This is a genomic window from Streptomyces sp. NPDC029159, assembly GCF_055564055.1.
Genome location: NZ_JBVHWT010000014.1, coordinates 99,930 through 116,882 on the forward strand (window position 1 = coordinate 99,930; position 16,953 = coordinate 116,882).

General features: G+C 73.1%; 16 protein-coding genes. 3 read left to right on the forward strand and 13 right to left on the reverse strand.

Annotation, left to right across the window (positions count from 1 at the left end):
- Positions 1-135: 135 nt before the first annotated feature.
- The 4 genes from ACZ4U4_RS24585 to ACZ4U4_RS24600 form a co-directional block, all read right to left on the reverse strand.
- Positions 136-1,461, reverse strand: a complete 1,326-nt coding sequence (locus ACZ4U4_RS24585; RefSeq protein WP_467878136.1) for a hemolysin family protein — start codon at positions 1,459-1,461, stop codon at positions 136-138.
- A 13-nt stretch (positions 1,462-1,474) separates the two neighbouring features.
- A complete protein-coding gene (gene ybeY, locus ACZ4U4_RS24590) occupies positions 1,475-1,972 on the reverse strand; it encodes an rRNA maturation RNase YbeY (protein WP_467878138.1) in 498 nt (165 codons plus the stop codon).
- Between the two features lie 83 nt (positions 1,973-2,055).
- Entirely contained in the window at positions 2,056-3,060 is a 1,005-nt protein-coding gene (locus tag ACZ4U4_RS24595) for a PhoH family protein (protein ID WP_467878141.1), read from the reverse strand.
- A 189-nt stretch (positions 3,061-3,249) separates the two neighbouring features.
- Positions 3,250-4,398, reverse strand: a complete 1,149-nt coding sequence (locus ACZ4U4_RS24600) for a carbohydrate kinase family protein (RefSeq protein ID WP_467878144.1) — start codon at positions 4,396-4,398, stop codon at positions 3,250-3,252.
- A gap of 105 nt (positions 4,399-4,503) precedes the next feature.
- Here ACZ4U4_RS24600 and ACZ4U4_RS24605 point away from each other — a divergent pair, with 105 nt between their 5' ends.
- Positions 4,504-5,853 carry a 6-phospho-beta-glucosidase gene (locus tag ACZ4U4_RS24605; protein ID WP_467878147.1) on the forward strand — a complete coding sequence of 450 codons (1,350 nt, stop codon included), beginning with the start codon at positions 4,504-4,506 and terminating at the stop codon, positions 5,851-5,853.
- A gap of 253 nt (positions 5,854-6,106) precedes the next feature.
- Here ACZ4U4_RS24605 and ACZ4U4_RS24610 read toward each other — a convergent pair whose 3' ends face one another.
- From ACZ4U4_RS24610 to ACZ4U4_RS24620, 3 genes are all read right to left on the reverse strand, one after another.
- On the reverse strand, positions 6,107-6,736 hold the full coding sequence (locus ACZ4U4_RS24610; protein WP_467878150.1) for an MBL fold metallo-hydrolase: 630 nt from the start codon (positions 6,734-6,736) through the stop codon (positions 6,107-6,109).
- On the reverse strand, positions 6,736-7,821 hold the full coding sequence (locus ACZ4U4_RS24615) for an S-(hydroxymethyl)mycothiol dehydrogenase (protein ID WP_467878152.1): 1,086 nt from the start codon (positions 7,819-7,821) through the stop codon (positions 6,736-6,738). Before ACZ4U4_RS24615 ends, ACZ4U4_RS24610 begins: the two co-directional genes overlap by 1 nt.
- Before the next feature lie 160 nt (positions 7,822-7,981).
- Positions 7,982-9,310 (reverse strand): enolase C-terminal domain-like protein, encoded by a 1,329-nt coding sequence (locus ACZ4U4_RS24620; RefSeq protein WP_467878154.1) that lies wholly within the window; start codon positions 9,308-9,310, stop codon positions 7,982-7,984.
- Between the two features lie 388 nt (positions 9,311-9,698).
- On the opposite strand from ACZ4U4_RS24620, the gene ACZ4U4_RS24625 reads away from it, so the two are divergent.
- Positions 9,699-10,532 (forward strand): HAD family acid phosphatase, encoded by an 834-nt coding sequence (locus ACZ4U4_RS24625; RefSeq protein WP_467878156.1) that lies wholly within the window; start codon positions 9,699-9,701, stop codon positions 10,530-10,532.
- Positions 10,533-10,570: 38 nt separating this feature from the next.
- Here ACZ4U4_RS24625 and ACZ4U4_RS24630 read toward each other — a convergent pair whose 3' ends face one another.
- Together ACZ4U4_RS24630 and ACZ4U4_RS24635 are read right to left on the reverse strand one after the other, a co-directional pair.
- The gene (locus ACZ4U4_RS24630; protein WP_467878158.1) at positions 10,571-11,476 is read right to left on the reverse strand and encodes a ribonuclease Z; all 906 of its coding nucleotides are present in this window, start codon (positions 11,474-11,476) and stop codon (positions 10,571-10,573) included.
- Between the two features lie 10 nt (positions 11,477-11,486).
- Positions 11,487-11,843: a histidine triad nucleotide-binding protein gene (locus ACZ4U4_RS24635; RefSeq protein WP_467878160.1), complete on the reverse strand. Its 357-nt coding sequence runs from the start codon at positions 11,841-11,843 to the stop codon at positions 11,487-11,489.
- Positions 11,844-12,109: 266 nt separating this feature from the next.
- Here ACZ4U4_RS24635 and ACZ4U4_RS24640 point away from each other — a divergent pair, with 266 nt between their 5' ends.
- On the forward strand, positions 12,110-12,541 hold the full coding sequence (locus ACZ4U4_RS24640) for an OsmC family protein (protein WP_467878163.1): 432 nt from the start codon (positions 12,110-12,112) through the stop codon (positions 12,539-12,541).
- 51 nt (positions 12,542-12,592) lie between these two features.
- On the opposite strand, the gene ACZ4U4_RS24645 is transcribed toward ACZ4U4_RS24640, so the two are convergent.
- The 4 genes from ACZ4U4_RS24645 to hrcA all read right to left on the reverse strand — a co-directional run bounded on the left by ACZ4U4_RS24645 (position 12,593) and on the right by hrcA (position 16,785).
- Entirely contained in the window at positions 12,593-13,336 is a 744-nt protein-coding gene (locus ACZ4U4_RS24645) for a 16S rRNA (uracil(1498)-N(3))-methyltransferase (protein ID WP_467878165.1), read from the reverse strand.
- A complete protein-coding gene (locus ACZ4U4_RS24650) occupies positions 13,333-14,427 on the reverse strand; it encodes a nitronate monooxygenase (protein ID WP_467878168.1) in 1,095 nt (364 codons plus the stop codon). Before ACZ4U4_RS24650 ends, ACZ4U4_RS24645 begins: the two co-directional genes overlap by 4 nt.
- 204 nt (positions 14,428-14,631) lie before the next feature.
- Positions 14,632-15,768 (reverse strand): molecular chaperone DnaJ, encoded by a 1,137-nt coding sequence (gene dnaJ / locus ACZ4U4_RS24655; RefSeq protein ID WP_467878170.1) that lies wholly within the window; start codon positions 15,766-15,768, stop codon positions 14,632-14,634.
- On the reverse strand, positions 15,769-16,785 hold the full coding sequence (hrcA, locus tag ACZ4U4_RS24660; protein WP_467878172.1) for a heat-inducible transcriptional repressor HrcA: 1,017 nt from the start codon (positions 16,783-16,785) through the stop codon (positions 15,769-15,771).
- Between the last annotated feature and the right edge of the window lie 168 nt (positions 16,786-16,953).

The window sequence follows — 16,953 nt, forward strand, 5'->3', positions numbered from 1 at the left end:
CGTACCCCCCCCCCCCCCCCCCCCCCCCCCCCCCCCCCCCCCCCCCCCCCCCCCCCCCCCCCCCCCCCCCCCCCCCCCCCCCACCACCGCACCCACCACCGACGCAGGCACACAGGCACAGGCACAGGCGTCAGCTCACCCCTCCGAGCCACCCCCACGCTCCCCCGCAACCCCCCGAACCGGCTCACACAACACCGTGACGATCTTGTTCCGACGCCCCGCCGGCGACTCCGCAGTGAGGCGCAACCCCGTAAGCCCCGGATCGGCGGCCTCGCCGGAGAGATCGACAACGGCCGTGGCCCCGGCGATCGGAACCCGCCCCAGCAGCTTGGCCAGCAGCCCGCCGACCGTTTCGACATCCTCGTCATCCAGCTCCGCGAGCCCGTACAGCTCGCCGAGATCGCCGATGTCGAGGCGGGCGGTGACGCGGTAGCGGTCGCCGCCCAGCTCCTCGACGGGCGGCAGCTCCCGGTCGTACTCGTCGGTGATCTCGCCGACGATCTCCTCCAGGATGTCCTCGATGGTGACGATCCCGGCCGTGCCGCCGTACTCGTCGATGACGACCGCGACGTGATTGCGGTCGCGCTGCATCTCCCGCAGCAGGTCACCGGCGTTCTTCGTATCGGGCACGAAGACGGCGGAGCGCATCGCGGAGGAGACCAGCTCGGTCTCCGCGTCCCGGCTGACATGGACCTTGCGGGAGAGGTCCTTGAGGTAGACGATGCCGACGATGTCGTCCTCGTTCTCGCCGGTCACCGGGATGCGGGAGAAACCGGAGCGGAGCGCGAGCGTGAGCGCCTGGCGGATGGTCTTGTACCGCTCGACGGAGACCAGGTCCGTACGCGGCACCATCACCTCCCGCACCAGGGTGTCGCCGAGCTGGAAGACGGAGTGCACCATGCGGCGCTCCTCGTCCTCGATCAGCGACTCCTTCTCCGCGAGGTCGACCATCGCCCGCAACTCCGCCTCGGAGGCGAACGGGCCCTTGCGGAACCCCTTGCCCGGCGTGAGCGCGTTGCCCAGCCAGATCAGCAGCTGCGGGACCGGGCCCATGATCCGGGCCAGCGGCAGCAGGACGTAGGCGGCGGCGGTCGCGGTGTTCAGCGGGTGCTGGCGGCCGATGGTGCGCGGCGAGACACCGACCGCGACATACGAGACGAGCACCATCACGGCGATGGCGACGGTCAGCGCCTGCCAGGTCTGCGCGAAGGAGCGCAGGCAGGCGTAGGTGACGAGCACCCCGGCGGCCATCTCGCAGCCGACGCGGACCAGCAGCGCGACGTTGAGGTAACGGGTCGGGTCGGCGGCGACGGCGGCGAGCCGCTCGCTGCCGCGGCGGCCCGAGCGGACCGCCTCCTCGGCGCGGAAGCTGGTCGTCCGGGCGAGGCCCGCCTCGGCGCAGGCGGCGAGCCAGGCGATCACGACGAGCAGCACCGCCACCGCGATGAGTTGCGTGGTCATGTGCGGCGCCCGGTCAGGACACGGTGGGGGCCGGGGAAGGACCCGTCAGCCCCCGCTCGGCGCGCCAGCCGTCGATGATGGCCGCCTGGAGGCCGAACATCTCGGCCTTCTCGTCGGGCTCCTCGTGGTCGTAGCCGAGGAGGTGCAGCACCCCGTGGACGGTCAGGAGCTGGAGTTCCTCGTCCATGGAGTGGCCGGTCGGGGCCTCCTCGCCCTGCTTCTTGGCGACCTCGGGGCAGAGCACGATGTCGCCGAGGAGGCCCTGCGGCGGCTCGTCCTCGTCCTTGGCCGGCGGGCGCAGCTCGTCCATCGGGAAGGACATCACGTCGGTCGGGCCGGGGAGGTCCATCCACTGGATGTGGAGCTGCTCCATCGCCTCCGCGTCGACGACGATGACGGACAGCTCGGAGAGCGGGTGGATGCGCATCCGGGCGACGGCGTAGCGGGCGACGTCGAGGATCGCCTGCTCGTCGATGTCCGTGCCGGACTCGTTGTTGACGTCGATCGACATGGGGGCTGTGACTTCTCGCTTCTGGTGGGTGCCGGGCCGGCCGCGGGTGAGCGGCCGGCCGGCGGGGTGGACCACAGGGGTGGCTAGCCGCCGTTGCGGCTGTCGTACTTCTCGTAGGCGTCGACGATACGGCCCACGAGCTTGTGGCGGACGACGTCCTGGCTGGTGAGGCGGGAGAAATGGACGTCGTCGACGCCCTGAAGGATCTCCTGGACCTGGCGCAGCCCGCTCTTGGTGCCGCCCGGCAGGTCGACCTGGGTGACGTCACCCGTGATGACGATCTTCGAGTCGAAGCCGAGGCGGGTGAGGAACATCTTCATCTGCTCGGGGCTGGTGTTCTGCGCCTCGTCGAGAATGATGAACGCGTCGTTGAGCGTCCGCCCGCGCATGTAGGCGAGCGGCGCGACCTCGATCGTCCCGGCGGCCATCAGGCGCGGGATGGAGTCGGGGTCGAGCATGTCGTGGAGCGCGTCGTAGAGCGGCCGCAGATACGGGTCGATCTTCTCGTAGAGGGTGCCCGGCAGGAAGCCGAGGCGTTCGCCGGCCTCGACGGCGGGGCGGGTCAGGATGATGCGGTTGACCTGCTTGGCCTGGAGCGCCTGGACCGCCTTCGCCATGGCGAGGTAGGTCTTGCCGGTACCCGCGGGGCCGATGCCGAAGACGACGGTGTGCTTGTCGATGGCGTCGACATAGCGCTTCTGGTTGAGCGTCTTGGGGCGGATGGTGCGGCCGCGGTTGGAGAGGATGTTCTGGGTCAGGACCTCGGCCGGGGTCTCGCCGCTGCCGGCGCCGTCGGCGCCGTTCACACGCAGCATCGCGATGGAGCGTTCCACCGCGTCCTCGGTCATCGGCTGGCCGGTGCGGAGCACCAGCATCATCTCGTCGAAGAGGCGCTGGACGAGGGCGACTTCCTCGGCGTCGCCGACGGCGGTGACGTCATTTCCGCGGACGTGGATGTCGGTTGCGGGGAAGGCCTTCTCGATCACGCGGAGGAGCGCGTCGCCGGATCCCAGGACCGTCACCATGGGGTGCTTGGCCGGGACGGTGAACTGGGCGCTCGCCTGCTGGTGCCTGGGTGTCTGCGTCATGGGTCGGCGCTGTGGCCTGCTCAACCCCTGTCCTTTGCCGATAGCTGATGAGCGGTGCGTATGGCCGTACGGCTCAGCTCCTACGGTCTCCAGAGTACGACGGGGCACCGACAACACCGAAAGGCTTTACGAGGGTCGAAGCGGCGGGCGGGCCGGTTCCGCCCGCCCGCCGTGGGCCCGGGCCGGCCGCTACGCCGGGCGCCGGAAGCCGATCGTGGGGACGGCGCGGGCCGGCGGGGTGCAACGGCCCGGTGCGGGCAGCACGGCGTCGAGGAAGGCGTAGCGGTCGCGGAGCGCGTCGGCCGCCGGGTCGTCCCCGGCGCGGACCTGCTGCCACCAGCCGACGATCTCGGCCCAGCCGGGCGCCGCGAGGGAGCCGCCGAACTCCTGAACGGAGAGGGCGGCGGTCAGCCCGGCGAAGGCGAGCCGGTCGGCGAGCGGCCAGGCGGCGAGGGTGCCGGTGACGAAGCCCGCGACGAAGACGTCCCCGGCGCCGGTCGGGTCCAGCGCCTCCACGGCGATGGCGGGCACCTCGGCGCTCTCGCCGGTGCGGCCGTCGACGGCGCAGGCGCCCGCGGAGCCCATGGTGACGACGGCGAGCGGCACCCGCTCGGCGAGCTTGCGGGCCGCGGCGCGCGGGTCGGAGGTGCGGGTGTAGCGCATCGCCTCCTCGGCGTTGGGCAGGAACGCCTCGCAGTGTTCGAGCCCGTCGAGGTCGGCCGGGTCCCAGCGGCCGGTGTCGTCCCAGCCGACGTCGGCGAAGATCCGGCTGCCGCGGGCGGCGGCGCAGGCCAGCCAGCCCTCGTGGCGGCCGGGCACCAGCGAGGCGACGCAGGCGCGGGAGGGCGGCGGGCAGCCGGGGGCGTGGCCGCCGTCGAAGGCGGTCTCCGGCGGCGGCGCCTCGTGGCCGTGCGAGACCATCGTGCGCTCGCCCTCGTACGCCATGGAGACGGTGACGGGGGAATGCCAGCCGGGGATGGTGCGGGAGTAGGTGAGGTCGATGCCCTCGCCGTGGCTGAGCGCGTCCCAGCAGTACTCGCCGTACATGTCGTCGCCGAACGCGGCGGCGAGGGAGGTGCGCAGGCCGAGGCGGGCGAGGGCGGTGGCCATGTTGGCGACGCCGCCGGGGCTGGAGCCCATGCCGCGGGCCCAGGACTCGGTGCCGCGGACCGGCGCGGAGTCGAGGCCGGTGAGGATGATGTCGAGGAAGACGGTGCCGGTCAGATAGACGTCGGTGGCCGGGTCGCCGTCGCTGCGGAGGGGGGCGAGCGGGTCGAGGACCGGCGCCGGGGCGCCCCGCCGTACGGGCTGTTGCTGTGGTCGCGGCCTTGCGCTCACCGTGCTCGCCTCTCTCCCGCCGGTCCGGTCGCGGTGGTTCCCTCGCGTGCGTCCCCGTCCCGGTGGTGCCGACAGTGTGCCTGATGCCGGTGTACGTTCCGGCCCATGAGGCTCACGATTCTCGGTGGCGGCGGATTCCGGGTGCCGCTGGTGTACCGCGCGCTCCTGGACGATCCCGCGCGCGCGGTCGACGAACTGACCCTGTACGACACCGATCCGCGGCGGCTGGCGGTGATCGGGGACGTCCTGGAGCGGCAGGCGCAGGGGCATCCGGCGCCGGTGCGGGTACGGCGGGCGGCGACCCTGGACGAGGCGTTGACCGGCGCCGATTTCGTCTTCTCCGCGATCCGGGTGGGCGGCACCGCCGGCCGGGTGCGCGACGAGCGGATCCCGCTGGCCGAGGGCGTGCTGGGCCAGGAGACGGTGGGCGCGGGCGGGGTGCTCTACGGGCTGCGGACGATCCCGGTGGCGCTGCGGATCGCGGAGCGGGTGGCGGAGCTGGCGCCGCACGCCTGGGTCATCAACTTCACCAATCCGGCGGGGATGGTGACGGAGGCGATGGCCGAGGTGCTGGGCGAGCGGGTCATCGGGATCTGCGATTCGCCGGTGGGGCTGGTGCGGCGGGCGGCGCGGGCCGCGGGCGTGGACGGTGCGGCGTTCGCGGCGGGCCGGGTGGCGTACGACTACACGGGGCTCAACCACCTCGGCTGGCTGCGGTCGTTGACGCTGGACGGGCGGGAGCTGCTGCCGGGGCTGCTGGCGGATCCGGCGGCGCTGGGCTCGTTCGAGGAGGGGCGGCTGTTCGGCGCCGAGTGGCTGGCGGCGCTGGGCGCGCTGCCCAACGAGTATCTGCACTACTACTACTTCCGCCGGGAGACGCTGGCGTCGGTGCGGGAAGCGGCCGAGACGCGCGGGGAGTTCCTCGACGGGCAGCAGGGCGGGTTCTTCGCGCGGGCGGCCGAGGCGGACGGGCCGGAGGCGGCGTACGCGCTGTGGGAGTCCACCCGGCGCGAGCGCGAGGAGACGTACATGGCGGAGAGCCGGGAGGCGAGCGGTGGTTGGCAGCGTGACGCCTGTGACCTGGAGGGCGGCGGGTACGACCGGGTGGCGCTGGCGCTGATGCGGGCGCTCTCCGGCGGCGCGGACGGCGGCGCCGGTGGCCGGCTGATCCTCAATGTGCGCAACGGGACGACGGTGCCGGAGCTGGCGCCGGACGCGATCGTGGAGACGGTCTGCGAGGTGGGCGCGGACGGCCCGGTGCCGCTGCCGTGTGCGCCGCTGCGCGCCGATCAGCTGGGGCTGATGCTCCAGCTCAAGGCGGTGGAGCGGGCGACGGTCGAGGCGGCCGTCCGCAAGGACCGCGAGGCGGCGCTGCGGGCGATGGCGCTCCATCCGCTGGTGGACTCCCCGGCGGTGGCCGCCCGCATTCTGGAGCGGGCGGCCACCGAGGGGTGAGGGGCGGGCCGGGCCGGCCGCCGGGGCGGATCTCGTCCAGCCTCTCTCCCGGCCGGTGGGGGTGCGGTGGGGGGGGGGGGGGGGGGGGGGGGGGGGGGGGGGGGGGGGGGGGGGGGGGGGGGGGGACACCCCCCCCCCCCCCCCCCCCCCCCCCCCCCCCCCCCCCCCCCCCCACCACCTCCTCGTGTCGCAGGGGTTCCGGTTGGCTGTGGCTGGTGTCGTCCGGTGTGGCCGGTGCCCGGCCGTGTCGGGCTCAGTGTCCGCGCTTGATCCACTCCGCCAGGTGCGGTGCCTCGGCCCCGATGGTCGTGGCGTCGCCGTGGCCGGTGTGGACGGCGGTCTCCGGCGGCAGGGTCAGCAGCCGGTCGCGGATCGAGTCGATGATCGTCGGGAAGTCGGAGAACGATCGGCCGGTGGCGCCGGGGCCGCCCTGGAAGAGGGTGTCGCCGGTGAAGACGGCGCCGAGCCCCGGTGCGTACAGGCTGACGGCGCCCGGGGCATGGCCCGGGGTGTGCAGCACCGTCAGGTCCGTCCCGGCGATGGTCAGCACCTGGCCGTCGGACAGCTCCCGGTCGGGCGGGGTGCCCGGATGGGTCTGCTGCCAGAGCGGCAGGTCGGCGGGGTGGAGATGGATCAGCGCACCGGTGCGGGCCGCGAGGGCGGGGGCCGCGTCGATGTGGTCGTTGTGCGCATGGGTGCAGATGATGGCGCGCAGGGTGCGGCCGCCGAGTGCAGTGAGGATCGCGTCGGCGTCGTGGGCGGCGTCGATGACGATCGCCTCGTCGTCGTCCCCGACGATCCAGACGTTGTTGTCGACGTCCCAGGTGCCGCCGTCGAGGGAGAAGGTGCCGGAGGTGACCAGGTGGTCGATGCGGGCGGCCATCAGAGGGTCACCACCGAACGCAGCACGTCGCCCGCGTGCATCCGCTCGAAGGCCCGCTCGACGCCGTCGATGCCGATCGTCTCGGTGACGAAGGCGCCCAGGTCGATCCGGCCCTGCTGGTGCAGGTCGACGAGCATCGGGAAGTCGCGGGACGGCAGGCAGTCGCCGTACCAGGAGGACTTGAGGGAGCCGCCGCGGCCGAAGACGTCGAGGAGCGGGAGTTCCAGCTTCATCTCGGGGGTGGGGACGCCGACGAGGACGACCGTTCCAGCCAGGTCGCGGGCGTAGAACGCCTGCTGGTAGGTCTCCGGGCGGCCGACCGCCTCGATGACGACGTCCGCGCCGAAGCCGCCGGTCAGCTCGCGGATCGCCTCGACGGGGTCGGTGGTGCGGGAGTTGACGGTGTGGGTGGCGCCCATGGTGCGGGCGGTCTCCAGCTTCCGGTCGTCGACGTCCACCGCGATGATCTTCGCGGCGCCGGCCAGCCGGGCGCCGACCACCGCCGCGTCGCCCACACCGCCGCAGCCGATGACCGCGACGGTGTCGCCGCGGCCGACGTTGCCGGTGTTGATGGCCGCGCCGATACCGGCCATCACCCCGCAGCCCAGCAGCCCGGCGACGGCGGGCGAGACGGTCGGGTCGACCTTGGTGCACTGCCCGGAGGCGACCAGCGTCTTGTCCGCGAAGGCGCCGATGCCCAGCGCGGGCGTCAGCTCCGTACCGTCCTTCAGGGTCATCTTCTGCTGCGCGTTGTGGGTGTCGAAGCAGTACTGCGGACGGCCGCGCAGGCAGGCCCGGCACTGGCCGCACACCGCGCGCCAGTTGAGGACGACGAAGTCGCCGGGGGCCACGTCGGTGACGCCCTCGCCGACGGACTCCACGACGCCCGCGGCCTCGTGGCCGAGCAGGAACGGGAAGTCGTCGTTGATGCCGCCCTGCTTGTAGTGCAGGTCGGTGTGGCACACCCCGCACGCCTGGATCTGCACCACGGCCTCGCCGGGTCCGGGATCCGGCACCACGATGGTCTCCAGCCGGACCGGTTCGTTCTTCCCCGGCGCGATGACGCCGCGCACTTCCTGTGCCATGGGACAGCCCCTCTCAAAGATCACGTACGGGACCACTGTGGCGTACCGCCACCGAGCCGTGCCACACCGTACGCGGGGCGGGCGGCCGTCCGCAGGACCTGGGACGCAATCCATGATCCGGCGTACGCGAACGGGCGCGGGCCGCCGCGCCCGCCGCCCGTCACCAGCGGGGCACGGCCGGGACGCGCCAGCCGGGGTCGGCGCGGCGCATGGCGGCGGCGTCGTCGCGGGAGCGGAGGGCGCCGTCGTCGTCCTGCCAGCGGCGGTGCAGGGCGGCGAGCCGGTCGCGGTCGAGGGTGACGCCGAGGCCCGGTGCGTCGCTCACCTCCAGGGCGCCGCCGTGGAAGGCGAGCCGTTCGGTGAGGACGTCCTCGGTCTGCCAGGGGTAGTGGGTGTCGCAGGCGTGGTCGAGGCGGGGGACGACGGCGGCGGCGTGGGTCATCGCGGCGAGGGAGATGCCCAGGTGGGTGTTGGAGTGCATGGACAGGCCGACGCCGAAGGTGGCGCAGAGCGCGGCGAGTTCGCAGGTGGCGCGGAGTCCGCCCCAGTAGTGGTGGTCGGAGAGGACGACCTGTACGGCGCCCCGGGTGAACGCCTCGGGGATCTCCTCGAACGTCGTCACACACATGTTGGTGGCGAGCGGCAGCGGCGGGGCGCTCCCGGCGCGCAGCGCGGCGGCGATCTCGGCCATCGCGCCGGTCCCGGACGCGGGGTCCTCCAGATACTCCAGGGTGTCGCCGAGCGCGGCGGCGACGCGGAGCGAGGTGGCGACGGACCAGGCGCCGTTGGGGTCGAGCCGCAGCGGCTTGCCGGGGAAGGCGGCGGCGAGGGCGCGGACGGCGGCGATCTCCTCGTCCGGCGGGAAGACGCCGCCCTTGAGCTTGAAGGAGCCGAAGCCGTAGGTGTCCGCGAGGCGGCGGGCCTGGGCGACGATGCCGTCCGGGTCGAGGGCCGCACCCCAGTCGTCGGCCTCGCCACGGCCCTGCGGGTGCGCGGCCCAGCGGTAGAAGAGGTAGGCGCTGTAGTCGACGCGGTCGCGGACCTTGCCGCCGAGGAGTGCGTGGACGGGCAGCCCCGCCGTCTTGCCCCATGCGTCCAGGCAGGCCACCTCGACGGCGGAGACGACGGAGCGGCGGAGCTTGTCGGCGGTGCGGACGCCGCGGAGACCGGCGGCGTCGACGGCGGCGGGCCCGGTGGCGTCCGGGGAGTCGCCGCAGACGCGGGCGGCGAGCGCGGGCAGGGCGTTCAGATCGGTGACCCGGTGGCCGGGCAGGGCGTCGGCGAGCGGCCGGGCCAGCGCGAGGTAGGCGGTGTCGCCGTAGGTCTCGCCGACGCCGGTGACGCCGCCACCGGTGACCACCTCGACGATCAGGCGCGGCGTGTACGGCTGGTGGACGCCCTGGGTGTTCAGCAGCGGCGGATCGGCGACCAGGACCGGGGTGAGCCGGACCTCGGTGACGGTGAGGTCGTGAGCACGGGTGGCGGCCAAGGGACGGACTCCTGTCTCCGGAGGGACGCCGCCGGGCGACGGCGCCACGTATGTCCGCGTATGTGGACAACGTCCACGGACCGGAAGGGAGGCTAGGAGGGCGGCGCCGGAGCGTCAACGGGGCCTCGGGGGCGCGGGGTCGGGCGGCGCACGCCCCCGCGCCCGCCGGCACCCGCCCCGTTCGGCCGCGGCGCACGCCCCGACCCTGCCGCGGTGCGCCCCGGCACCGCCGCCGACCGGCCCGCAACTCCCGCCTCTTTACCAATCGTTGAATCTTCGCGCGTAGATCCCACGCCGCGCCTCTGTTAGATCTACCTGGGCCGGGCGTGACCTGCCCGGAACCGCGCGGCCCCGCGCGGACCCCCACCACTTCCCGAAGGAGCCGCGCATGCCCCGCTCTTCCCTGTCCCGCCGCGTTCCGGCCGCCCTCCGCTCCCGCCGGGCCAAGGCCGGCGCCGCGACGGTCGCCGCGCTCGTCGCCGGCACCGCGGTGTTCGGCGTCGGCCAGGCCACCGCGGAGCACTCGGTGCCGCGCAGCGACAAGGAGATCCCCAACCTCACCCTCGTCCAGGACCGGATCAAGGCGTACTACGGCGACACCGTCACCGCCGACGGCGAGCACTACGCCTCCCCGAAGAGCAACTACGCCCGCCAGGTCCACTCCATCGAGGAGAAGGCGCGCACCTACCTCACCCGCGCGCTCGCCCGTCACGACGCCACCGCGGACAAGGGCCACGCCAAGCCCGCCATCGTCCTCGACATGGACGACACCACGCTGCTGACGTACAACTACGAGCTGCGCGAGGGCTTCCACTTCACCGAGAAGAGCCAGGACGCGTACCTCGCCTCGACCGACATGGACCCGGTCTTCGGCATGGACCGCCTGGTCACCTGGGCGCACTCCAAGGGCGCCGAGGTCTTCTTCCTCACCGGGCGCAAGGAGGCCCAGCGGGAGTGGAGCGTACGCAACCTCAAGAACGTCGGCTACGACGTCCCGCTCGACCGCGGCCACGTCTACCTGAAGAACAAGGAAAACCCTCCGGCGTACCTGCCGTGCGGCGCCGACTGCACCACCGTCGAGTACAAGTCGGGCACCCGCAAGCACATCGAGTCGCTGGGCTACCGCATCGTCGCCAACTTCGGCGACCAGTACAGCGATCTGCGCGGCGGCTTCGGTGACCGGACGTTCAAGCTGCCCAACCCGATGTACTACCTGCCGTGAGCGGCGCGGGGGTGACCGGCGGCGGTCACCCCCGCCCCTCAGCGCCGCTTGGGCACCGGCACCCGCATCAGATCGCGGGCGACGGTCAGCTCACCGGTGAACCCGGCGTCCCGGGCCTGCCGTTCGAAGACGGCCGGGTCGGAGTAGCGCTGCGAGAAGTGCGTCAGCACGAGGTGCCGCACCCCGGCGCCGGCCGCCACCTCCGCCGCCTGTCCGGCCGTCAGATGGCCGTGCTCGGTGGCGAGCTGGACGTCCTCGTCGAGGAAGGTCGACTCGATGACCAGCAGGTCCGCCCCGTCGGCCAGCGCGTGGACGCCGTCGCACAGCCGGGTGTCCATGACGAACGCGAACCGCTGCCCGCGCCGCACCTCGCTCACCTCCTCCAACCGCACCCCGCCCAGCTCCCCGGCGCGCTGGAGACGGCCGACGTCGGGCCCGGCGATGCCGTGGGCGGCGAGCCGGTCCGGCAGCATCCGCCGGGCGTCCGGCTCCACCAGCCGGTAGCCGAACGACTCGACCGGATGCGACAGCAGCCGCGCCTCCAGGGTGTACGCCGGGGTCTTGGCCAGCACCCCGTCCGCGGCGACCGGCTCCTCCGCCAGGCGTACGGTCTCGCGGTACGCGGTGGAGTAGCGCAGCCGGTCGAAGAAGCGCTGCCCGCTCGCCGGGTAGTGGGCGGTGACCGGGTGCGGCACCCGGTCGAGGTTGATCCGCTGGATCACCCCGGCGAGACCCAGCGAGTGGTCGCCGTGGAAGTGGGTGACACAGAGCCGGTTGAGGTCGTGGGCGGCGACCCCGGCGCGCAGCATCTGCCGCTGGGTGCCCTCACCGGGGTCGAACAGCAGGCCCTCGCCGTCCCAGCGCAGCAGATAGCCGTTGTGGTTACGGTGCCGGGTCGGCACCTGGCTGGCGGTGCCGAGGACGACCAGTTCGCGTACGGACACTCTCGTCCCGTCAGACCAGGCGCTGGAGGTCGCGGCCGCCGAGCACATGGGCGTGGGCGTGGAAGACCGTCTGCCCGGCGCCGGGGCCGGTGTTGAAGACGATGCGGAAGCCGGTCGCGTCGACCTTCTCGTCCGCGGCCACCTCGCCCGCCTCACGCAGCACGTCAGCGGCGATGGCCGGCTCCGCGGCGGCCAGCTCGCGCGCGTTGGCGTAGTGGACCTTGGGGATCACCAGGACGTGGGTCGGCGCCTGGGGGTTGATGTCGCGGAAGGCGACGGTGGTCGCGGACTCGCGGACGATGGTCGCCGGCACCTCCCCCGCCACGATCTTGCAGAACAGGCAGTCGGCCTGCGGTTCTCCCGCCACCGGTGGGCTCCTCCCGGGTCATCGGCCGCCCCACCCGCCGGAGCACGAGGGCCACGCCATGGCCGCCCTCGTCCCGTCCCGGCGTACGCGGCGGACGCCGTACGCACCCTGCGTACGCCCTCGGATGCTACCGGCCCGGCACCCCGTACGGCCGGGTGGGCCGACCACGCCGGGGCACGGCCGCGAGGGCGGGTCCGTGAAGTCCCGGCCTCTAAGCTGGCCGGGCACAGCCCCCTTTTCGTCAACGGACCGGGAGTTACCGCACCATGGCCACCACCCGCACCGCCGCCACCCACTGGGAGGGCAGCCTCCTCCAGGGCAAGGGCACCGTCGCCCTGAACTCCTCCAACGTCGGCACGTACGACATCAACTGGCCGGCCCGCGCCGAGCAGCCGAACGGCGTCACCAGCCCGGAGGAGCTGATCGCCGCAGCCCACTCGGCCTGCTACTCCATGGCCTTCTCGCACGGCCTGTCCGGACAGGGCTACACCGTCGAGGACATCGACACCCGGGCCGATGTGACCTTCCAGCCGGGTGAGGGCATCACCGCCATCGCGCTGAGCGTCAGGGCGCGCGTCCCGGGCCTGTCGGAGGAGGACTTCCAGGAGGCGGCGCAGGACGCCAAGGCCAACTGCCCGGTCAGCCAGGCGCTGAAGGGCGTCAAGAACATCACCCTCGACGCCGAGCTGGTCTCCTGACGGCCCGGCCGGTCCGGGCGCCGGTCACCGCGCGCCCGGCCCGGCCTCCCGTCAGCTCCAGCGGCCGGTACGCCCCAGCAGCAGCGCCGTCGCGGCGGTACCCGCCGTGGAGGTGCGCAGCACCGACGGGCCCAGGCGGTACGGCGCGGCGCCCGCCGCCGCGAACGCGGCCAGCTCGTCCGGCGCGACCCCGCCCTCGGGGCCGACGACCAGCACCACCGAACCGGACGCGGGCAGCTGGGCGGTGGCCAGCGGGGTGGCGCCCTCCTCGTGCAGCACGGCCGCGAAATCGGCCGCCGCCAGCACCTCGGCCACCTGCTTGGTGGTGTGCGCCTCGGCCACCTCGGGGAAGGTCAGCCGCCGCGACTGCTTCCCGGCCTCCCGGGCCGTCGCCCGCCACTTCGCCAGCGACTTCGCGGCCCGCTCACCGCGCCACTGGGTGACACACCGCGACGCCGCCCAGGGGATGACGGCGTCGACGCCGGTCTCCGTCATCGTCTCCACGGCCAGCTCACCGCGGTCGCCCTTGGGCAGCGCCTGGACGACGGTGATCCGCACCGGCGGCGCGGGCTCCGTCCGTACCTCGGCCACCGCGACGGTCAGCCGGTCCTTGCCCTCGGCCGCCGCGACCGTGCCGTACGCACCGGTCCCGGCGCCGTCGGTCAGCACCACGTCCTCACCGGCCCGCAGCCGCCGCACCGACACCGCGTGCCGGCCCTCGGGGCCGTCCAGCACCAGCGTGCCGCCGGGCCGTGCGCCCGCCAGCGAATCCACCACGAAAACCGGCGCCGTCATGACTCGTCCCTCATCCTGCGACCGTTCAACTCTCCCTGTGCCGCGTCCAGTTCGGACGCCAGCAGTGCCACCAGTTCACCGGCGGGCAGCTCCCGCGCCAGCCGGTGCCCCTGTCCGGCCCACAGCGCCATGCCCTGGGCGTCACCCGCCCGCGCCGCCGCCTTCCGCAGCCCGGCGGTCAGATGGTTCACCGCCGGATAGGCGGCCGGGGCGTACGGGCCGTGCTCCCGCAGGAAGCGGTTGACCAGGCCCCGGGCCGGGCGTCCGGTGAAGGCGCGGGTCAGCTCGGTGCGGATGAACAGCGGGTCGGTCAGCGCCCGCTTGTGCAGCGGGTGCGCGCCGGATTCGGGGGTGGCGAGGAAGGCGGTGCCCAGCTGGGCCGCCTCGGCGCCGGCGGCGAGCACCGCGGCGATCTGCGCACCGCGCATCAGCCCTCCGGCGGCGATCACCGGCAGCCGCACCGCCTCGCGGACCTGCGTGAGCAGCGTCAGCAGTCCGAGCGGGGCGCCGGTGCCGTCGGCGTGCGGATCGTCCCGGTGGGTGCCCTGGTGGCCGCCCGCCTCGACGCCCTGGGCACAGACCGCGTCGGCGCCCGCCGCCTGAGCCGCCCGCGCCTCGTCCGGCGTGGTGACGGTGACGACGGTGTACGTACCGACCGCGGCGAGCGAGGCGAGCACCGCGGGCGAGGGGCAGCCGAAGTGGAAGGAGACCACCGGCACCGGGTCCTCGCGCAGCACCGCCAGCTTCGCCTCGTAGCCGTCGTCCGAGCCGCCGTACGGATCGACCTCGCCGAGCCCGGTCTCGTACCACGCGGCCTCACCGGCGAGCTGCTCGCGGTAGACCTCGACGGCGGCGGTGTTCGCGAGTTCGGGCTGCGGGAGGAAGAGGTTGACGCCGAAGGGGCGGCCGGTCAGCCCGCGCAGCCGCTTGATCTCCTGGTACATGCCGTCGGCGGTCTTGAGCCCGGCGGCGAGGAAACCGAGCCCGCCGGCCTCCCCCACGGCGGCGACCAACTCCGGACCGGAACCGCCGCCGGCCATCGGTGCCTGCACGATCGGATGACGGCAAAGAGCGGTCAGCGCGGTGGACATGGCCACATCGTGTCATGCCCCGCGCACCGCACCGAAACGGGCAGACCCACCCGGCGCCCCGGACGGGCACGATCGGCCACCGCCCGCCGAACGCGCGTGTGGGCCCGGGGAAAATCCCCGGGCCCACACGCGTAGACCTACGGCCGCCTACTACCCGTCGGCCGTGTGAACCGGGGACAACCCCGGACTTCCGGCCGGTACCACCTACCGCCCGTTGAACGCATCCTTCAGGCGGGAGAACAACCCTTGCTGTCCGGGTTGAAACTGGCCCGTGGGGCGCTCTTCACCACGGAGCTTGGCCAGCCGCCGCAGCAGCTCTTCCTGCTCGGGGTCGAGCTTGGAGGGCGTCTGCACCTCGACGTGGACGATCAGGTCGCCGCGGCCACCGCCGCGCAGATGGGTCACGCCGCGCTGGTGCAGCGGGATGGACTGGCCGGACTGGGTGCCGGGCCGGACGTCGATCTCCTCCACGCCGTCCAGCGTCTCCAGCGGACACTTCGTGCCCAGCGCCGCCGCCGTCATCGGGATGGTGACCGTGCAGTGCAGATCGTCGCCACGCCGCTGGAAGACCGGGTGCGACTGCTCGTGGATCTCGACGTAGAGGTCACCGGCGGGACCGCCGCCGGGGCCGACCTCGCCCTCGCCCGCGAGCTGGATGCGGGTGCCGTTGTCGACGCCCGCCGGGATCTTGACGGTCAGCGTGCGGCGCGACCGGATACGGCCGTCACCGGCGCACTCCGGGCACGGCGTCGGCACGACCGTACCGAAGCCCTGACACTGCGGACACGGCCGCGACGTCATGACCTGACCGAGGAAGGACCGCGTGACCTGCGAGACCTCACCGCGGCCGCGGCACATGTCACAGGTCTGCGCGGAGGTGCCGGGGGCCGCGCCCTCACCGGTGCACGTGGTGCACACGATGGCGGTGTCGACCTGGATCTCCTTGGTCGTCCCGAACGCCGCCTCGTCCAGCTCGACATCGAGACGGATCATCGCGTCCTGACCGCGCCGCGTCCGCGAGCGCGGACCGCGCTGCGAGGAGGCGCCGAAGAACGCGTCCATGATGTCGGAGAAGTTGCCGAAGCCGGCACCGAAGCCACCGGCCCCGCCACCGCCGCCGGCCTGCGAGAGCGGGTCGCCGCCGAGGTCGTAGACCTGCTTCTTCTGCGGGTCCGACAGCACCTCGTAAGCGGCGTTGATCTCCTTGAACCGCTCCTGGGTCTTCGGATCCGGGTTCACATCCGGGTGCAGCTCACGCGCCAGCCGCCGGAAAGCCTTCTTGATCTGGTCCTGCGAGGCGTCGCGGCCGACACCGAGGACCGTGTAATAGTCCGTGGCCACTTACGACTCCGCCAGGATCTGTCCGACGTAACGTGCCACTGCGCGTACCGCTCCCATCGTTCCGGGGTAGTCCATGCGGGTCGGTCCGACCACGCCGAGTTTGGCGACTGCCTCGTCGCCCGAACCGTAGCCGACCGCAACCACCGAGGTGGATGCAAGTCCTTCATGGGCATTCTCATGCCCGATACGTACGGTCATGCCCGAGTCCTTGGCCTCCCCGAGCAGTTTGAGCAGCACCACGTGCTCCTCAAGAGCCTCCAGCACCGGCCGGATCGTCAACGGGAAGTCGTGCCCGAAGCGGGTGAGATTGGCGGTACCGCCGATCACCAACCGCTCCTCGGTCTCCTCCACCAACGTCTCCAGCAGCACCGACAGCACCGTCGAAACCGTGCCGCGGTCCTCCTGCTCGAAGGAGTCCGGAAGATCCTGCACCAATTGCGGCACATCCGCGAACCGGCGCCCCACGACCCGGCTGTTGAGCCGGGCCCGCAGATCCGCCAGCGACGGCTCGCCGAACGGCCCCTGACAGTCGATCAGCCGCTGTTCGACGCGTCCAGTGTCGGTGATCAGTACGAGCATCAGCCGCGCCGGGGCCAGCGCCAGCAGCTCGACATGGCGGACGGTGGACCGCGTCAGCGACGGGTACTGCACCACCGCGACCTGCCGGGTCAGCTGCGCCAGCAGCCGGACCGTGCGGCCCACCACGTCGTCCAGGTCGACCGCGCCGTCCAGGAAGTTCTGGATCGCCCGGCGCTCGGGGCTGGAAAGCGGCTTGACACCGGCGAGCTTGTCGACGAAGAGGCGGTAGCCCTTGTCGGTGGGGATCCGGCCCGCGCTGGTGTGCGGCTGGGCGATGAACCCCTCTTCCTCCAGGACCGCCATGTCGTTACGGACCGTGGCCGGGGAGACACCGAGCCGATGGCGCTCGGTCAGCGCCTTCGAACCGACCGGCTCCTCCGTGCCGACGTAGTCCTGGACGATGGCACGCAGCACCTCGAGCCTGCGTTCACTGAGCACCGTGCACACCTCCAGTCCCGCCGTCCTGCGGCTTTCTCGCCTGGCACTCCACCGGTCCGAGTGCCAGTACCGGTCCAGTGTACGGCCGGGTCACACCGGCGGGGCAAGGGTCTCGCGTGCGACACCGGCCACGCCCCGTGATCCGCCGGGCGGCGCCACCGCGCTACC